Origin of the sequence: Catenuloplanes indicus (assembly GCF_030813715.1) — a bacterium.
Lineage (GTDB): Bacteria > Actinomycetota > Actinomycetes > Mycobacteriales > Micromonosporaceae > Catenuloplanes > Catenuloplanes indicus.
On record NZ_JAUSUZ010000001.1, the window covers coordinates 5,649,091 to 5,666,028 of the forward strand.

15 protein-coding genes and 1 pseudogene are annotated in these 16,938 nt (G+C 73.5%); 5 read left to right on the forward strand and 11 right to left on the reverse strand.

Features of this window, described 5'->3' with window-relative positions; translation table 11 throughout:
- Positions 1 to 178: 178 nt before the first annotated feature.
- The 8 genes and pseudogenes from cydD to deoC all read right to left on the reverse strand — a co-directional run bounded on the left by cydD (position 179) and on the right by deoC (position 8,885).
- The gene (cydD, locus tag J2S42_RS25570) at positions 179 to 1,840 is read right to left on the reverse strand and encodes a thiol reductant ABC exporter subunit CydD (RefSeq protein WP_307249025.1); all 1,662 of its coding nucleotides are present in this window, start codon (positions 1,838 to 1,840) and stop codon (positions 179 to 181) included.
- 5 nt (positions 1,841 to 1,845) lie between these two features.
- Positions 1,846 to 2,721 carry a cytochrome d ubiquinol oxidase subunit II gene (locus J2S42_RS25575; protein ID WP_307243004.1) on the reverse strand — a complete coding sequence of 292 codons (876 nt, stop codon included), beginning with the start codon at positions 2,719 to 2,721 and terminating at the stop codon, positions 1,846 to 1,848.
- Positions 2,722 to 2,724: 3 nt separating this feature from the next.
- Positions 2,725 to 3,972, reverse strand: a complete 1,248-nt coding sequence (locus J2S42_RS25580) for a cytochrome ubiquinol oxidase subunit I (RefSeq protein WP_307243006.1) — start codon at positions 3,970 to 3,972, stop codon at positions 2,725 to 2,727.
- A gap of 99 nt (positions 3,973 to 4,071) precedes the next feature.
- Complete coding sequence (locus tag J2S42_RS25585) at positions 4,072 to 4,977, reverse strand: M56 family metallopeptidase (protein WP_307243008.1); 906 nt, start codon at positions 4,975 to 4,977, stop codon at positions 4,072 to 4,074.
- 23 nt (positions 4,978 to 5,000) lie between these two features.
- A pseudogene (locus J2S42_RS25590) lies at positions 5,001 to 5,342 on the reverse strand (BlaI/MecI/CopY family transcriptional regulator); the annotation flags it as partial.
- A gap of 292 nt (positions 5,343 to 5,634) precedes the next feature.
- Positions 5,635 to 6,513, reverse strand: a complete 879-nt coding sequence (locus J2S42_RS25595) for an aldehyde dehydrogenase family protein (RefSeq protein WP_307243010.1) — start codon at positions 6,511 to 6,513, stop codon at positions 5,635 to 5,637.
- Entirely contained in the window at positions 6,506 to 7,942 is a 1,437-nt protein-coding gene (locus tag J2S42_RS25600) for an aldehyde dehydrogenase family protein (protein WP_307243012.1), read from the reverse strand. The genes J2S42_RS25595 and J2S42_RS25600 overlap by 8 nt, the downstream gene beginning before the upstream one ends.
- A gap of 4 nt (positions 7,943 to 7,946) precedes the next feature.
- Positions 7,947 to 8,885, reverse strand: a complete 939-nt coding sequence (deoC, locus tag J2S42_RS25605) for a deoxyribose-phosphate aldolase (RefSeq protein ID WP_307243014.1) — start codon at positions 8,883 to 8,885, stop codon at positions 7,947 to 7,949.
- Positions 8,886 to 9,005: 120 nt separating this feature from the next.
- Here deoC and J2S42_RS25610 point away from each other — a divergent pair, with 120 nt between their 5' ends.
- Both J2S42_RS25610 and upp read left to right on the forward strand, forming a co-directional pair.
- A complete protein-coding gene (locus J2S42_RS25610) occupies positions 9,006 to 10,433 on the forward strand; it encodes a glycosyltransferase (RefSeq protein ID WP_307243015.1) in 1,428 nt (475 codons plus the stop codon).
- Entirely contained in the window at positions 10,414 to 11,046 is a 633-nt protein-coding gene (upp, locus tag J2S42_RS25615) for a uracil phosphoribosyltransferase (protein WP_307243017.1), read from the forward strand. Before J2S42_RS25610 ends, upp begins: the two co-directional genes overlap by 20 nt.
- Before the next feature lie 21 nt (positions 11,047 to 11,067).
- Here upp and J2S42_RS25620 read toward each other — a convergent pair whose 3' ends face one another.
- Entirely contained in the window at positions 11,068 to 11,556 is a 489-nt protein-coding gene (locus tag J2S42_RS25620; RefSeq protein WP_370879254.1) for an NUDIX hydrolase, read from the reverse strand.
- 59 nt (positions 11,557 to 11,615) lie between these two features.
- Here J2S42_RS25620 and J2S42_RS25625 point away from each other — a divergent pair, with 59 nt between their 5' ends.
- Positions 11,616 to 12,296 carry a GOLPH3/VPS74 family protein gene (locus tag J2S42_RS25625; RefSeq protein ID WP_307243021.1) on the forward strand — a complete coding sequence of 227 codons (681 nt, stop codon included), beginning with the start codon at positions 11,616 to 11,618 and terminating at the stop codon, positions 12,294 to 12,296.
- 412 nt (positions 12,297 to 12,708) lie between these two features.
- Here the strand turns inward: J2S42_RS25625 and J2S42_RS25630 are convergent, their stop codons facing one another.
- Together J2S42_RS25630 and J2S42_RS25635 are read right to left on the reverse strand one after the other, a co-directional pair.
- Positions 12,709 to 13,797, reverse strand: a complete 1,089-nt coding sequence (locus J2S42_RS25630; RefSeq protein ID WP_442320093.1) for a PseG/SpsG family protein — start codon at positions 13,795 to 13,797, stop codon at positions 12,709 to 12,711.
- Positions 13,794 to 14,540, reverse strand: a complete 747-nt coding sequence (locus tag J2S42_RS25635; protein ID WP_307243023.1) for a cytidylyltransferase domain-containing protein — start codon at positions 14,538 to 14,540, stop codon at positions 13,794 to 13,796. The genes J2S42_RS25630 and J2S42_RS25635 overlap by 4 nt, the downstream gene beginning before the upstream one ends.
- 79 nt (positions 14,541 to 14,619) lie before the next feature.
- Here J2S42_RS25635 and J2S42_RS25640 point away from each other — a divergent pair, with 79 nt between their 5' ends.
- Positions 14,620 to 15,708, forward strand: coding sequence for a LuxE/PaaK family acyltransferase (locus tag J2S42_RS25640; protein ID WP_307243025.1), 1,089 nt, complete (start codon positions 14,620 to 14,622; stop codon positions 15,706 to 15,708).
- On the forward strand, positions 15,705 to 16,901 hold the full coding sequence (locus J2S42_RS25645; protein WP_307243027.1) for an acyl-CoA reductase: 1,197 nt from the start codon (positions 15,705 to 15,707) through the stop codon (positions 16,899 to 16,901). The genes J2S42_RS25640 and J2S42_RS25645 overlap by 4 nt, the downstream gene beginning before the upstream one ends.
- Positions 16,902 to 16,938: the final 37 nt, after the last annotated feature.

The following is a 16,938-nucleotide window of genomic DNA, read 5'->3' on the forward strand; positions in this document are numbered from 1 at the left end:
GGGCTCGCCGCTGCGTCGCCGGCGAGGGTGCCGGAGGCGTGGCCTGTGGCACCGCGGTCCGCGGACGCCCCGCGGGCGTGATCGGCCGTGCCGGAAGCCACGCGGGCGTCGTCGGCCGTCCCGGCCGGCGTGGCGGCGGTGCCGGTGGCCGGGTCCTCGGGATCGGACTGCGTGCGGGTCATGTCGTCACCAGGGCGGGGAGTTCGGTGAGGTGGCCGTCCTCGATGCGGATGATCCGGCCGGCCTCGGCGAGCAGTGCCGGACGGTGGGCGACCAGCAGGGCGGTGCGGCCGGTCACCAGGCGGCGGCTGGCGTCCAGGACCGCGGCCTCGGAGCCGCCGTCCAGGCGGGCGGTGGGTTCGTCGAGGAGCAGCAGCGGTGCGTCCGCGCGCAGGAACGCGCGGGCCAGCGCGACCCGCTGGCGCTGGCCGCTGGACAGGCCATGGCCGCGTTCGCCGAGGCGGGTGTGCAGTCCGGCGGGCAGTCCGGCGAGCACGTCGTCGAGCAGCGCGGCGTTCGCGGCGGCGGCGACGTCGGCGTCGGTGGCGTCGGGTGCGCCGAGCCGGATGTTGCCGGCCATCGTGGTCGCGAACAGGTGGGCCTGCTGCGGCACCCAGGCGATCCGGCGGCGCCACTGCTCCGGGTCGACGGTGGCCAGGTCGACGCCGTCGACCAGCACCCGCCCGGAGGCCGGGGTGACGAAGCCGAGCAGCAGTGCGAGCAGCGTGCTCTTGCCGGCGCCGCTCGGGCCGACGATCGCGATCCGGTCGCCGGCGGCCACGGTCAGCGAGACGTTGCGCAGCGCGACCGTGCGGTCGTAGGCGACGGTGACGTCCTCGAAGCGGATCTCCCGGAACCCGGCCGGTGCCGGGTGCGTCGCGGTGACGGCGGCCGGGGCGGGTGCGGCGGAGAGCGTGAACGCGGCGTCGAGCGCGGTCAGGCCTTCCATGCTGGCGTGGAAGCGGGCGCCCGCGGCGCGCAGCGGCAGGTACGCCTCCGGGGCCAGCAGCAGCAACAGCAGCGCGACCTGGAGCGTGAGCGCGCCGTCCAGCACGCGCAGGCCGACCGGCACCGCGACCAGCGCGACGGAGAGCGTGGCGACGAGTTCGAGCGCGAGCGCGGAGAGGAACGCGATCCGCAGCGTCTTCATGGTCGCGATCCGGTGGCCGTCGGCCATCCGCCGGACCACCTCGACCTGGGCCCGGGCCCGGCCGAAGACGCGCAGCGTGGGCAGGCCGGCGACCATGTCGAGGAAGTGGCCGCCGAGCATCGACAGCCGCCGCCACTGCCGTTCGGTCGCGGCCTGGGCCTGCCAGCCGAGGAGCGCGCCGAAGACCGGGATCAGCGGCAGCGTGGCCGCGATCGTGACGGCCGCGGTCAGGTCCACGAAGACCAGCCGGGACAGCACCGCGACCGGCACGGTCACGCCCATGATCAGCTGTGGCAGGTAGCCGGTGAAGTAGTTGTCCAGCGCGTCTAGCCCGCGTCCGGCCAGCGTGGCGATCTCACCGGCCCGCTGGCCGCCGAGCCAGCCGGGGCCGCGGGCGCCGACCGCGCCGAGCAGTTCGGTGCGCAGCGCCGCCTTGACGGTCGCGGCGCTGCGGGCCGCGACCACGCCCTGTGCCCAGGTCAGACCCGCGCGCAGCACGATGACGGCGACGAACGCGGCGAGCGCGGTGGTGTCCAGCCGGCCCTGCCAGGCGGCGGTCAGCGCGGCCGCGAGCGCGGTCGCCTGCGAGATGATCAGAATCCCGGCGGCCACCCCGAACAGTCCCAGCAGGGCGAGGTGGCGCCGGGTCGCGGGCACTCGCCGCAGCAGGCGGGGATCGAACGGGCGCATCACGGTCAAGTCAACCAGAGGCGGCCGAACTCCTGCGAGTGACCTTCTACCTGACTTCGCCGGGAACTTTTCCCGGCCAGCTGCGCGAGCAGCGCCAGCGGGAGCGCGGGCAGCGCGGCCACCGTCAGCAGCCGGAGCGTGGCCGGGTCCGCGAGCGTGTGCCGCCAGGTCTCGCCGGCGCTGCCGTCCGGCCCGGGGAGCAACGCGTAGGGCCAGGTCAGCAGCCCGACGACGGCCACCGGGAGCGCGAGCGCGACCGCGATGCCGCACCGGGCGAGCCGCCACCGGCACCGTCGCGCGGCGGCGGCCGTCACCGCGAGCGCACCCATCAGGACCACGATCAGGAGCATGCCCGCGTACGTGGTGGGAGCGCTCGGCCGTACCGTGGAGAAGATCGGGACCAGGGCGGTGCCGGCGGCGACCACGCCCAGGGTGACCAGTGCGTATCGGGTGGTGTTCGTGGTGTCGGCCCGCAGGGCCGCGCCCTGGGTCGCGGTCAGCGCCAGGCCGGTGGCGGCCAGCGCGACGATGCCGGCCGGCGAGTTCGTGAGCAGCGCGCCGAGCAGCCCGGTCCAGCCGGCGGCCGCGAGCGCGGCGCCGAGCGCGGCGAGCCGGCGGCGGCGCAGCGGGATCGCGACCGTGACCAGCACGGTTCCGGCCAGCGCGGGGGTGACCACGGCGGCGTGCCGGGCCAGCAGCTCGCCCTCCAGCGCGGGGAACGCGCCGAACAGCAGCCCGGCCGTGGCGATCAGCCAGACCTGGCGGCCGAAGAAGCGCGGGTCGAACGGGCCGCGGTCGCCGCGCAGCGCCGGGCCGTGGTCGCGGGCGGCGAGCGTCAGGTACGAGGTGTACAGCGCGCCGAGCAGCAGGATCCAGATCATGGGTCAGACCAGCGCCTTCGCGACGGGCTCGGGGTCGGTGCCGGCCGGGCGGCCGAGCGGCGGATCCTCCAGGCCGCGGCCGGCGACGCGGAGCAGCAGCGTCCAGTCGAGGACGCCGAGCGCGCCGACCAGGACCGTGAAGAGCAGGCAGGACGCGGCGGCCAGCGCGGGGGAGCGGTGCGTCATCGCGTCCACGGCCGGCAGCATCCCGTAGATCGCGAACGGGGCGCGGCCGACCTCGCGCACCAGCCAGCCGCAGATCGCGGCCACGAACGGCAGCGGCGCGGCGCAGATCAGGAGCGTGAGGGACCAGCGCCAGCGCAGCAGCCAGCCGCGGAACAGCAGCGGTAGCAGGTAGCCGAAGATGCCCAGGCCGAACGCGGTGAACTGCATGATCTCGTACGGGATGTCGATCCACCCGGGTGGCAGGTAGTCGGCCGGCTGACCGCCGAACCGGTCCGCGAAGCCGGTGGCGGCCGCGAGCTTCGCCGCCTCGTCGCCGTACTTGGTCGGCTGCACCGCGCCGACCGGGCCGAGCTGCGCCCAGCCGGAGCTGAAGCTGAGATAGAGCCCGCCGAGGCCGGTGAGCAGGCCGAGCCGGGCGGTGCCGCGGAACGCGGCGGTGCGGTGGCGGAGCAGGTGCCAGGCGGAGATGCCGGCCATCAGGAAGCCGCCGCAGGCGAGCGCGGCGCCGGCCACGTGCACCAGCGCGAGCGTGAGCGCCGGGTTGGTCAGCAGTGCCTGCGTGTCGGCCAGCACGGCGGTGCCGTCCGGGCGGATCTCGTGGCCGGCCGGGTGCTGCAGGTAGGCGTTCGCCACCATGATCCAGAAGACCGAGAGGTACGCGGTGAGGGCGACGCCGCAGAGCAGCAGCAGGTGCGCCCACGGCCGGATCCGGTGCCAGCCGGCGATCCAGAGCCCGAGCAGCGTGGACTCCAGTACGAACGCGACCAGCGTCTCGACCGCGAGCGGCGCGCCGATCACGTTGCCGGCGACCCGGGAGATGCCGCTCCAGTTCAGCCCGAGCTGGAACTCCATCGCGATGCCGGACGCGATGCCGACCACGTAATTGATCACGTAGAGCGTGCCCCAGAAGCGCAGCGCTCGCTCCGCGCCGGGCCGTCTGGTGATCACCCAGGTGGCCTCTATCGCCACCAGCAGCGTGACCAGACCCAGCGTGACCAGGACGAACAGGAAGTGCGTCGCCGCCGTCACGCCGAACTGCACCCGTGCCCACTCGACCGCGTCCATCCGCGTGCCCTCCCCGTGGCTCCCTTGTGTCCACAGGCTACATGTAGGCACGCTACCTATGGGATCGGGTTCTACCCGGAGGGGTGGTGCCGGATATCCCTAGGAGAGGAACAGCGAGATCGGCAGCGCGACCAGCATGGCCGCGGCGGCCAGCGTCACCGCGCCGCGGACCCGTGCCGGCCGGCGGCGCACCAGTAGCCGCTGCACGCGCGCCTCCACGTCCCGGTCGGCCGCGCCCAGCGCGCCGCTCGGCGTCAGCCGCGGGCCGGCACCGGCGAACCGGAGCAGCGCCGAGGCCAGCGGGCCCTCCGCGTGCTTGTCCCGCGCCCGGTCGTCCGCGCGCATCTCCACCAGCAGCGCGACCATCGCGGCCGCGGCGTGCAGCCAGCCCGCCCAGGGCAGCGCCCGGCACAGCGCGGTGAACGGCAGCAGCACCAGGTCGTGCCGCTCGTCCGCGTGCGCCCGCTCGTGCTCCAGCACCGCGGCGAGCTGCGCGCGGTCCAGCAGGCTCAGCGTGCCGGCGCTGACCACCACGCGCGGGTGCAGGCCGGGCAGGCAGTAGGCGGCCGCGAGCGGGTGGTCCAGCACCAGTGCGCCGGGCGCGGCCGGATCGTCCCGGGCGACCAGGGTCAGCAGCTCGCGGTGGCGGCGCTGGGCGCGTACCGCCCGAACCAGGCTGTTGATCGTGGTGCCGATCAGCGTGGCGCCGATGCCGAGGCTGACCGCGATCGCGGCGAGATGCCCGACGCCGAGCCCTTCCGGCAGCCGCCCGCCGGTCAGGTCCGCGGCCAGCATGCGCAGCGCGGTGCCGGGCGCCGCGTCATAAGGATCAAGACCGAGCGCCAGCGGTACGCCGATCGCGCTCAGCCCGAAGCCCAGCCCGATCAGCTGCCAGGAGACGATCGCGACGCGCGGGATCCGCCACGTCCACCGGGCGCGGGCCAGCACCCGCGCGGTCAGGTAGGCGAGCAGTGCCCCGCCGGCGAAGTGCAGCGCGTGGATCATCGTGGCCCGCCTCCGGCCTCGTCCGAGAGGGCGCTGCGCAGCACCTCGGCCTCGGTTCCGCTCACCGACCGGGCGAACCGGACCAGCGCCGCGTCCCGGCTGCCGGCCAGGTCCAGCGCGTCCAGCATGAGCTGCGCGATATAGGCCTCGCGGGCCGCGGCCGCCCGGTAGCTCCAGGCCCGGCCCGCGCGCTCGCGCTCCACCATGCCCTTGCCGGCCAGCCGGTCCAGCACGGTCATCACGGTCGTGTACGCCAGCCCTCGGTCCTTCAGCGCATCCGCCACGTCCCGCACCGTGTGACCCCCGCCGGCCCCGTCCCACAGGACGTCCATCACCGCACGCTCAAGGTCACCCAGCCGTATCACGCCGCCAATCCTACCGCCCGTAGTACATCGGCGCCCTCAGCCGAGACCGCCCAGCTCCAGGTCGGTCAGCGTCGACTTCCGGCGCTCGACGTACGCACGGCTGCCGGACATGGTCCGGGCGAGTTCGGATCGCCTTGGCCGTCGAGTGGGTTGGCCAGCCAGTAGGCGGAGACGCCTTGCTCGGCGTACCAGCGCGGCGCGTGGTCTTTCGCATCCGGCGAAGGCGACCACACCTCGACCGCCAGAGCCGTGGTCATCGGCGCTTACCCGTTCGCTGCCCCAAGGGTACGGGCTATACCCCCTTCGGGTGCCAGACGGTCTTGGTTTCGAGGTGGGACTTCAGGCGGCGGAGGCCGGGGTCGGCGAACCAGTCGGTGGGGGTGGGGCGGAGGACGCGCTTGAGCGTGTCGGCCGCGGCGGTCTCCAGGGCGGCCGCCAGGTCGGGATCGGCACCGGCCAGGTCCAGCGTGTTGACGTCGGCGTGGGCGGCGAGCCAGGGCGCGGTCTCGGCGGGGCGGCCGGTGAGGATGTTGACCACGCCGGCCGGGACGTCGGCGGTGGCCAGCGTCTCGGCCAGGGTGATCGCGACGAGCGGATGGGCCTCGGCGGCGAGCAGCACGACCGTGTTGCCGGTGACGATCGCGGGCGCGACCGTGGAGACCGGGCCGAGCAGCGCGGAGTCGACCGGTGCGAGCACACCGGCGACACCGGCCGGCTCCGGGGCGGAGATGTTGAAGTACGGGCCGGCCACCGGGTTCGCGCCGCCGAGCACCTGGGCGATCTTGTCGCTCCAGCCGGCGTACCAGACCAGGCGGTCGACCGCGGCGTCCACCTCGTCGGCCGGCACGCCGAGCGCCTTGAACTCCTTGCGCCGGGCCTCCACCATCTCGGCGATCCGGTAGAGCACCTGGCCGCGGTTGTACGCGGTGGCGCCGGACCAGCCGGGGAACGCCTTGCGCGCGGCGACCACCGCGTCCCGCAGGTCCTTGCGGGAGGCGAGCGCGACGTTGCTGTCGTTCACGGGATAGGTCCGCCCTGACTCGCTGCGCGGGAACTTTCCGCCGATGAAGAGCTTGTACGTCTTACGGACGCTCAGGCGGGAGCCGGAACGTGCGGCCCGGTTCTGGACTCGCGTTCCGGCGTCCGGGCCGTGGCTGGTCAGCTCAGACATGTAGGTATGCCTCCAGGCCGTGGCGGCCGCCCTCGCGACCGTAACCGGACTCCTTGTAGCCGCCGAACGGCGAGGTGGGGTCGAATTCGTTGAACGTGTTGGCCCACACCACACCGGCCCGGAGCTGGTCCGCGACCGCGAGGATCCGCGAGCCCTTCTCGCTCCAGATGCCGGCGGACAGCCCGTACGGCGTGTTGTTGGCCTTCTCGATCGCCTCGGCCGGCGTGCGGAACGTGAGCACGGCCAGCACCGGGCCGAAGACCTCGTCCTGCGCGATCCGGTGCGCCTGCGAGACGCCGGTGAACAGCGTCGGCCGGAACCAGTAACCGCGTTCCGGCAGCTCGCACGCGGGCGACCAGCGCGTGGCGCCCTCCGACTCGCCGATCTCGGACAGCTCCGAGATGCGGGCCAGCTGCTCGGCCGAGTTGATCGCGCCGACGTCGGTGTTCTTGTCCAGCGGGTCGCCCACCCGCAGCTGGGACATCCGCCGCTTCAGGGACTCGAGCAGCTCGTCCGCGATCGACTCCTGGACCAGCAGCCGCGACCCGGCGCAGCACACGTGCCCCTGGTTGAAGAAGATGCCGTTCACGATGCCCTCGACCGCCTGGTCCAGCGGCGCGTCGTCGAACACGATGTTCGCCGCCTTGCCGCCCAGCTCCAGCGTGAGCCGCTTGGACGTGCCGGCCACCGCGCGGGCGATCTCCCGGCCGACCGCGGTCGAGCCGGTGAACGCGACCTTGTTCACCCCGGCGTGCGCCACCAGGTAACGGCCGGTCGTACCGGCGCCGGTGACGATGTTGACCACGCCGGCCGGCAGCTCGGCCTGCTGGCAGATCTCCGCGAACAGCAGCGCGGTCAGCGGTGTGGTCTCGGCCGGCTTGAGCACCACGGTGTTGCCCGCGGCGAGCGCCGGTGCGATCTTCCAGGCCAGCATCAGCAGCGGGAAGTTCCACGGGATGACCTGTGCGGCCACGCCGAGCGGCGCCGGGGACGGGCCGAACCCGGCGTACCCGAGCTTGTCCGCCCAGCCGGCGTAGTAGAAGAAGTGCGCGGCGGCCAGCGGTACGTCGACGTCGCGCGACTCCCGGATCGGCTTGCCGTTGTCCAGCGACTCCAGCACCGCGAACTCGCGCGCCCGCTCCTGGAGCAGCCGGGCGATGCGGAACAGGTACTTCGCCCGCTCGGCGCCCGGCATCGGGCCCCAGACGTGCTCGAACGCGCTGCGAGCCGCGGCCACCGCGCGGTCCACGTCCGCCTCACCGGCCTCGGCGACCTCCGACAGGACCTCCTCGGTCGCCGGGTTCACCGTCTTGATCACTCCGCCGTCCTGCGGGCCGGTGAACGTACCGTCGATGAACAGGCCGTAGGACGGCTTGATCTCGACGACCGACCGGGACTCGGGTGCGGGCGCGTACTCGAAGGCTGCCATGGCTTCAGTCCAGGGTGACGTAGTCGGGGCCGGTGTAGTGGCCGGTGGCGAGCTTGCTGCGCTGCATGAGCAGGTCGTTGAGGAGCGTGGACGCGCCGAACCGGAACAGGTCCGGGTCCAGCCAGGTCTCGCCGGCCGTCTCGTTGACCAGCACCAGGTACTTGATCGCGTCCTTGGTGGTGCGGATGCCCCCGGCCGGCTTCACGCCCACCGTGCGGCCGGTCTGCGCCAGGAAGTCGCGGACCGCCTCCAGCATGATCATCGTGACCGGTGGCGTGGCCACGACCGGGACCTTGCCGGTCGAGGTCTTGATGAAGTCGCCGCCCGCCAGCATCGCCAGCCAGGACGCGCGGCGCACGTTGTCGTACGTGACCAGCTCGCCGGTCTCCAGGATCACCTTGAGGTGCGCGTCGCCGCACGCCTCCTTGACCGCGACGATCTCCTCGAAGACCTCGGTGTAGCGGCCGGACAGGAACGCGCCCCGGTTGATCACCATGTCGATCTCGTCCGCGCCGGCCTCGACCGCGGCCCGGGTGTCGGCCAGCTTCACGCTCAGCGGCGCCTGCCCGGAAGGGAACGCGGTGGCCACGCTGGCCAGGTGCACGCCGCTGCCGCGCAGCACCTCGTACGCGACCGGCACCATGGCCGGATAGACGCAGACCGCGGCGACCCGGGGTGCGCCGTGGCCCGGGTGCAGCGCTTTCTGGCACAGGTTGCGTACCTTGCCGGGGGTGTCCGCGCCCTCCAGCGTCGTGAGATCCACCATTCGGGTGGCGAGATCGATCGCCCATGCCTTGGCGGAGGTCTTGATCGAACGGGTGCCGAGCATGGCCGCGCGCTGGTCCGCGCCGACCTTGTCCACCCCCGGCAGACCGTGCAGGAACGCCCGCAGGCTGGCCTCCGAGCGGGCCACGTCCGCGAGGGCACTCGGTGAAACCGTCATGACCCGGAGTCTACGCAGGTCTCACGTTTCATGATCAATCTCGGCCGGATGGGCAGTCTTCATCGTTCTGAGAGGTAATCGACACTTGACGTTGACCGACGGCTCCGATTGTCTCTCGCTGTGCGAGTAGTGCACTTCTCCGACACGTACCTGCCCCGCCGCGACGGAGTGATCACGTCCATCCGGACGCTCACCACCGCGCTCGCCGAGCAGGGCCACCCCGGCATGACCATCGTGCCGCGCCACCCCGACCAGGTCGCCGAGGACGGTCTGCTGACGCTACGTGCCCTGCCGTGCGGGGTGGCAAACCTCCGGCTGTCGCCGTGGCTGCTCCGGGAGACGGGGGCCGGCGCCACCCTCGACCAGATCGAGGCGTTCCGGCCGGACATCGTGCACGTGCACACGCCGGGGACGATCGGGCTGCTCGGCGTGGTCGCGGCGCGCAAGCTCGGGCTGCCCATGATCCACACGTACCACACCGATCTGCACGCGTACGCGGACGCGTACCGGGTCCCGGCCGGCGCGCTCAACGCGATCACCAAGCTCTACGCGCGCCGCCTCGGCGTGCCGGTGCACGAGCCGCACCTGATCCCGGTCACCGGCCCGCGCGCGGTCCGCTACGCCCGCCGCGCCGCCGCGCGCACCCGCCTGGTCGCCGGCCGCGCCGCCAGCGGTGCGGCCAGCGTCGCCGGCCGGGCCGCCAGCGTGGCCCGCCGTGCCACCGGGCGCCGCCCGGCCCGGATCGCACCGGAGCGGGTCAGCAGCCGGCACGAGGCGGTCGACAACTACAACCGGCTGCTGCTCGGCGATGCGGACGCGGTGATCGTGCCGACCCGCGCCGCGCTCAACCGGATCACGCTGCCGGTGCCGGACGAGCGGATCTTCCTGGTCCCGACCGGGGTGGCCGCGCGGCCCACCACGCCGCAGGCGGTCGCGGCGTTCCGCGCCGAGCACGGCATCGCGGACACCGACCGGGTGCTGCTCTTCGTCGGCCGGGTCAACCGGGAGAAGGGCGTCGACCTGCTGATCGAGAGCTTCGGGCGGATCGCGGCGCGCGATCCGCACGCCCGGCTGGTGCTGGTCGGCGCGGTCTTCGAGCGCCGCTGGCTGGCCGCGCTGATCGAGGCGGCCGGGCCGGACGCCGCGGCCCGGATCACGGTCGCCGGTGAGCAGCCGTCGCACGTGGTCGCGGCCGCGTACGGCAGCGCGGACGCGTTCGTCTTCCCGTCGCTGTCCGACACCCAGGCGCTGGTGCTCCAGGAGGCCGCGCTGGCCGGTGTGCCCGCGGTCATGTGCGACGAGGTGCTGCACGGCCAGGGCCCGCTCGGCGGCGCCGCGGTGCTCGCCCGCCCGGAGCCGGGGCACTTCGCGGACGCGGTCCTGGAGCTGCTGGCCGACCCGGAACGGGCGCGCAAGGTCGGCGAGGCCGCCGCGGTGCAGGCCGCGCGGCACACGCCGGCGGCATACGCGGAGACGATGTGTGAGGTCTACTCGTTCGCGTCGGCCGCTGCCGGTAGGTTGAACGACCGTGGACGTACTCGTCGTTGATCATCCCCTTGCCCAGTCCCGGCTGACCGCGATGCGCGACGCGCGCACCGACTCGGCCGCGTTCCGCGCGGCGCTCACCGAGCTCACCACCATGCTGGTGTACGAGGCCGCGCGCACGTTCGACGTCGAGCAGTTCCCGGTGGAGACGCCGGTGGCGCCCACGGCCGGCACCCGGCTGGCCAAGCCGCCGCTCATCGTGCCGGTGCTGCGCGCCGGGCTGGGAATGGCCGACTCCGCGCTCGCGCTGCTGCCCGAGTCGTCCATGGGGTTCGTCGGCCTGGCCCGCGACGAGGTGACGTTCGAGCCCCGGGCGTACATGGAGTCGCTCCCCGTCGACCTCACCGGCCACCCGGTGCTGGTCCTCGACCCGATGCTGGCCACCGGCGGCTCGCTGGAGCACTGCTGCCGGCTGCTGACCGATCGCGGCTGCACCGACATCATCGTGGTGTGCGTGCTGGCGGCCCCGCCCGGCATCGAGCGCCTGCGCGCCTCCGGCCTGCCGTTGCGCCTGGTCACCGCGTCGATCGACGAGAAACTCAACGAGCACCGGTTCATCGTGCCCGGCCTCGGCGACGCCGGTGACCGTCAGTTCGGCGGCATGCCCCGCTTCTGACCGCGCCCCGCGGGCCGGGCGTCAGACCTCGGAGTAGCTCCAGGACAGCGCGCGGCCCGCGGCGAACGGCATCACGCCGTGGAAGACCCGCGGCTTCTCCGCGAACACCAGCGGCAGGAAGTGCCGGTCGCTCTCCCACATCGGCACCGCGCCGGCCAGCACGTCCTCGACCGGCGTCCAGACCAGTGTGCCCTCCGGGTTCGACGTCAGCGGCGTGCCGGACCACGCGGTGATCCGGAAGACGAAACCGAACCAGTTCTCCCCGTTGCGTCCGAACCCGGGCCACGAGATGGTCCCGGCCAGGTCCAGCGCGTCGCAGGTGAGGCCGGCCTCCTCCAGGATCTCGCGTCGCATTCCGGACACCACGTCCTCGTCCGGCTCGAGCTTGCCGCCGAGGCCGTTGTAGTACCCGAAGTGCACATCGTCCGGGCGCGCGTCGCGCCTGATCATGAGAATTTCCTGCTGGTCGGCGGAGTATACGTAGCCCAGCGTGGCAATGATGGCCTGCACCGGCATCACCCTAGCCAGCCCCTACCGCGCTCTTGGGGGCGGCCACTATGGTCATGGCCATGGCTCCCATTACGTTGCCCGAGGAATTGCTGGTCCTGGCGTACGACGACGAGTCCGGACGCGCCGTCGGGTCGCGGATCGCGCTCGACCTCGGCATGGCCGCGGCGGTCCTGGTGGAGCTGGCCCTGGTGGGCCGTCTGACCATGTCGGGCGACTCGCTCGTGGTGAAGGACAACACGCCGGTCGGCGACCCGATCCTGGACGCGGTACTCGCGAAGATCGACTCGGACACGCCGCACACGTCGTCGTCCTGGCTGCAGCGCCTCCGGCACGGCCTGCGCGACCGGGTGCTGGCCGACCTGGTCGAGCGCGGCGTGGTGCGCGACGTGGACGAGACCGCGATGGGCGGTGTGATCCACCTGCACCGCTACCCGACCGCCGACCACAGCCACGAGCAGGACATCCGCGCCCGCCTCGCCGAGGCGCTGACCGGCCAGTCGCTGCCCGACGAGCGCACCGCCGCGCTGGCCACGCTGCTCGCCGCGACGCGGATGGAGCCCGCGCTCGGCCTGGACAACGAGGCGCTGGAGCAGGCACACAAGCGCCTGGAGGAGATCGCCTCCGGCGCCGGCTTCGGCGGCGGCGTGAGCATGGAGGAATCCACCATCCGCCCGAGCGTTTCCCTGGTCATCGCCGCCCTCGGCCGCGCGATCAACCAGGCCCTCGGTTCCCGCGCCTGAATATCCCACGGTACGGACGGGAACGCGCCGCCCGGGATCTCGCCGAGGCTCAGCGCGCCACGCTGGCCAGGAGGCGCCCCGCGTCACCTTTGCTCTGCTTACATGCCGCCACGCCGCCGCTTGCGGGCGAAATGTCCGCTGCCGCCGCCGTGCCCCTCGGGTAGGCAGAGCCGGGCGGCGTCCCTTTTGTGCCGGTAAGCAGAGCAGAGCCGTGGGCGTCTGACCCGCAGGCGATTTTCGCTTTGTACCGGTAAGCAGAGCAAAGCCGTGCGCGGCGGATCAACGGGCGATTTTTGCCTTTTGTGCAGGTAAGCAGAGCAAAGTGGGCGAGCGGTGCCGCTTTGTGCCGGTCAGCGGCACATGCGGCTGACCGGCGTCTGTGGTGGGCGGGTAAGCGGAGCACAGTGGCCGGTCAGTGCGGGCGGCGGGTGGCCACGGCGGTGAGGAGGGCGTCCGCGGCGCGGACGCGGCCGTCGCCGTCGACCTCGGCCCAGCCGCGGGCGGCCAGCGCGTGCCGTCGCTCCGGGGAGGTCAGCGCCGCGTGCAGCGTGCGGACCGCGGCCGGTGAGGGGAGGTCCGTGATCGCGCCGAGCCCGAGGCCGAGACCGCGCGCCAGCATCGCGTCGTAGCCGAGCCGCTGGTTGTCCGCGACCATGACGAGCGCGGGACACACGCCCAGGCAGAGCAGTTCCCAGGTGGACGTGCCGGCGGCGGCCACCACCAGGTCGGCGCGGTCCAGCAGTGCAGGCAGGTCCGGCGTGTTCGGCACGAAACGGAACGTCTGTCCCGGAGCGGGCGGCACGCCCGCGGCCGCGCTGGAGGCCGCGGTGGCGTCCGGCAGCGCGGCCGTGGGGGAGACGGTGGTGGCGTCCGGTGGCGCTGCCGTGGGGGAGACGACGGTGGCGTGCAGTGGGACGCCGGTGGCGGCCAGCATGCCGGCCAGGACCGGGGCCGCGCCGGCCGGGTCGGTGCCGCCGAAGAAGCAGACCACGGACGGTGGGCCGGCCGGTGGCAGTGGGCGGGGAGCGGGTGGGCGGCGGGACCGGACCGAGTCGCGGAGCAGGACGTAGCGCAGGCCGGCCAGGCGGAGGGTGCCCGGGGGGAGCGGTGGCGCGGCCAGGTCGGCGTTCAGGTTCTGGTCCAGGAAGAGGTCGGGCTGCTGGCCGCGGAGGTCGCCGTCGACGATCGCCAGTACCGTGACGCCGCCGGCCCGGAGCGCGGCGGCACAGCCCGGGTCGGTCACGTACGAGTCGATGACCACGGCGTCCAGGCCGAGGCGCCAGGCGGTGAGCGCGAGCGCGGCCGGGTCGGCGGGGGCGGCGATGACCGGCAGGCCGAGCCGGTCGATCTCCCGGGTGGTCCACGGCACCGTGCCGACGTCGCCGAGCAGCGCCACCTGGCAGCCGCGGGTGAGCAGCTCCTCGGCGAGTGCCAGGCAGCGGACCAGGTGGCCGACGCCCATGGTGACGCCCGCGTCGCAGCGCAGCCCGACCGCGGTCACCGGTCGGCCAGCGCCTTCTGCCGCACCTCGCCGTTCAGCGCGCGGACGTCCGGGTTCGCGTCCAGCCAGGCGGACAGCTCGCGGACCCCGATGATCCGGTCGCCGAAGTGGGCGACGACGGCCTCGATCAGCCGCCAGTCCTCGATCGTGTCCAGCGTGACGCGCAGCCCGGAGCGGTCCGGTGGCAGCGCGATGCCGGTGACCGTGAAGTCCTCCGGATGGGTGTAGACGTACGAGGTGACGTGCGTGCGGTGGAACCCGGTGGCCAGCCGGTCCGCGCGGCGCAGCGCGTCCACCGAGACGATCTCCACGTCGGTGCCGAGCGGCAGCACCCGGTGCAGCGACGTGCTCAGGTAGTCCAGGCCGGGCGAGGCGGTGAAGTGCCGGACCGCGGTGCGGATCACGTCCGGGTCGAGCAGCGGGCAGTCCGCGTTGAACCGCATCACCGCGTCGACGCCGCGGCTCTGCGCGGGCAGTACGCCGGAGAGCGCGCCCACGAAGCGGGTCAGCACGTCCTCGGCCGGGCCGCGGAACACCCGTACGCCCAGCGTGGCGCACTCGGCGGCGACGGCCGCGTCCTCGGGACGGTCGCTGGTCGCCACGATCAGGTCGTCCAGGCAGCCGGCCGTGCGCGCGGCGCGGATCACCCAGGCGAGCACGCTGCGCTCGCCGAGCGGCCGCAGTACCTTGCCGGGCAGCCGTTCGGAGCCCATCCGGGCCTGGACGATTCCGACGATCCGCATCCGTGTCGCTCCCGCTCTCGTTCAACTCCTGGGGCAACAGCCCCGAGGGTCAACGAGTTTCCGAGACGGGGGTGACCGCGTGCCGACCGACACCCTGGGCGTGCCGGAGGTCTTCCGGCTGACACAGCCGGCCAAGGAGGAACGGCTGCTGCCGGAGATCGTCGAGCGGCTGGCGGCGCACCGGGCCGGCTGCCCGCCGTACCGGCAGATCATGGACGCGATCGGGCACGGCGCGGATCGGCGCTACCGGCGGCTGGAGGAACTGCCCTGGCTGCCGGTGCGGATGTTCAAGACGCACGCGCTGAAGAGCATCCCGGACGCGGCCGTGTTCAAGACGCTGACCAGCAGCGGGACCACCGGTACGCCGAGCCGGATCTTCCTGGACCAGCACGCCGCGGCCGCGCAGAGCCGCATGCTGTCCCGCACCATGCAGACCGTGCTCGGCCCGCACCGGCTGCCGATGCTGCTGGTCGACACGCGCGCGATCCTGGCCGACCGGCGCACGTTCTCCGCCCGCGGCGCCGGTGTGCTGGGCATGATGGGCTTCGGCCGGGAGCACGCGTGGGCGCTGGACGCGGACGGCGCGGTCGAGCCGCACACCGTCGAGGCGTTCCTGCACAAGCACGGCGACCGGCCGTTCCTGATCTTCGGGTTCACGTTCATGGTCTGGCTGCACCTCTACGAGCTGGCCCGGGACCGTGGCTGGGACCTGAGCAACGGCGTGCTGGTCCACTCCGGAGGGTGGAAGAAGCTGCAGGACCGCGCCGTGTCGCCGGCCGAGTTCCGGGCCCGGTTCACCGCGGACACCGGGCTGCGGCGGATCCACAACTTCTACGGCATGGTCGAGCAGATCGGCACGGTCTTCCTGGAGGGCCCGGACGGCGGCGGCCTGTACTGCCCGGACTTCGCCGACGTGATCATCCGGGATCCGCGCACCTGGGCCGAGCAGCCGGCCGGCACTCCGGGCCTGATCGAGCTGGTCAGCACGCTGCCCACGTCGTACCCGGGGAACGTGCTGCTCACCGAGGACCTCGGCGTGGTGCACGGCGTCGACGACGGTGCCTGGCCGGGCAAGCGGTTCGAGGTGCTCGGCCGGCTGCCGCGGGCCGAGGCGCGCGGCTGCAGTGACGTCTACGCCGTACCGGCACAGGGAAGGGCCGCACTGTGATCGTTCGTTTCCCGGCGACCGCCGAGGGACTGCTGCCGGCCGAGGACGCGCTGACCGTGGGCGACCCGCGCGTGGTGCAGTTCCTCGGCGCGCTCTCCGCCCGGCTGCTCGCGCCGTCCGTCGCGCGCGCCCACCCGGAGCTGGGCTCCCTCGGCTTCTTCCTGCGCCGTGCCGAACTGGCGAGGACCGCCGCGCACCTTCGAAAGACAGATCCGCACACGGTACGCCGCCCGCGCGGCCTGGTCTTCCACGTGCCGCCGGCCAACGTGGACACCGTGTTCGTCTACTCCTGGGCGCTGAGCGCGCTGGCCGGCAACCGCAACGTGGTGCGCCTGTCCAGCCGGTCCGCCGGTGCCGCGGACGCCGTGCTGGCCGCGCTGAACGACGCGCTCGCGGACGCCGATCCGGTGATCGCGCGCACCCAGCGGATGGTCTCCTACGGCCGGGACGACGTGCTCACCGCGGAGTTGTCCGCCGCCTGCGACCTGCGCGTGCTCTGGGGCGGTGACGCCAGCGTGACCGCGCTGCGCCGGTTCCCGCTCAGCCCGCTCGCGCGTGACCTGGCGTTCCCGGACCGGTCCTCGTTCGCGGTGCTGTCCGCGCCCGGCTGGCTGGCCGCGCCGGGCGACGTGCAGCGCGCCGCCGCGGACGGCTACGCGAACGACGTCTACTGGTTCGACCAGGCCGCCTGCTCGTCGCCGCGCACGCTGTACGTGGCCGGTACGCCCGCGGACGCGGAGAAGGCGCTGGACGGCTTCCGCCGCGAGCTGGCCGACGCGGTGCACCGTCGTGGCTGGACGGTCGACGCGGCGATGGCCGTGGAGAAGCGGATCCGCACGTACGGCCTGGCCGCGGACGGCCGCGCGTCCGGCGTGCGGTTCACCGGCAACGAGCTGACCTGGCTGGACCTCACGGACGGCGCCGAGCCGCCGCGCGGCTGGCTCGGCACCGGCGTGGTCGCGGTCGCCCGCCTGGACGGCCTGCGCGACCTGGCACCGCTGATCACGCCGCGCGACCAGACGCTGAGCCACTTCGGCTTCACCGGCGACGAGCTGCGTGCACTGGTCACCGCGGTCCCGGGCCGCGGCCTGGACCGGATCGTGCCGTTCGGTCAGGCGCTCTCGTTCGCCCCGGTCTGGGACGGCCACGACCTGCTGGAGGAATTCACCACCCGCACCACGATCCGGGTCTGACCGGCCACCGCGGAACCGGGGCCCGCGGGAGCATGCG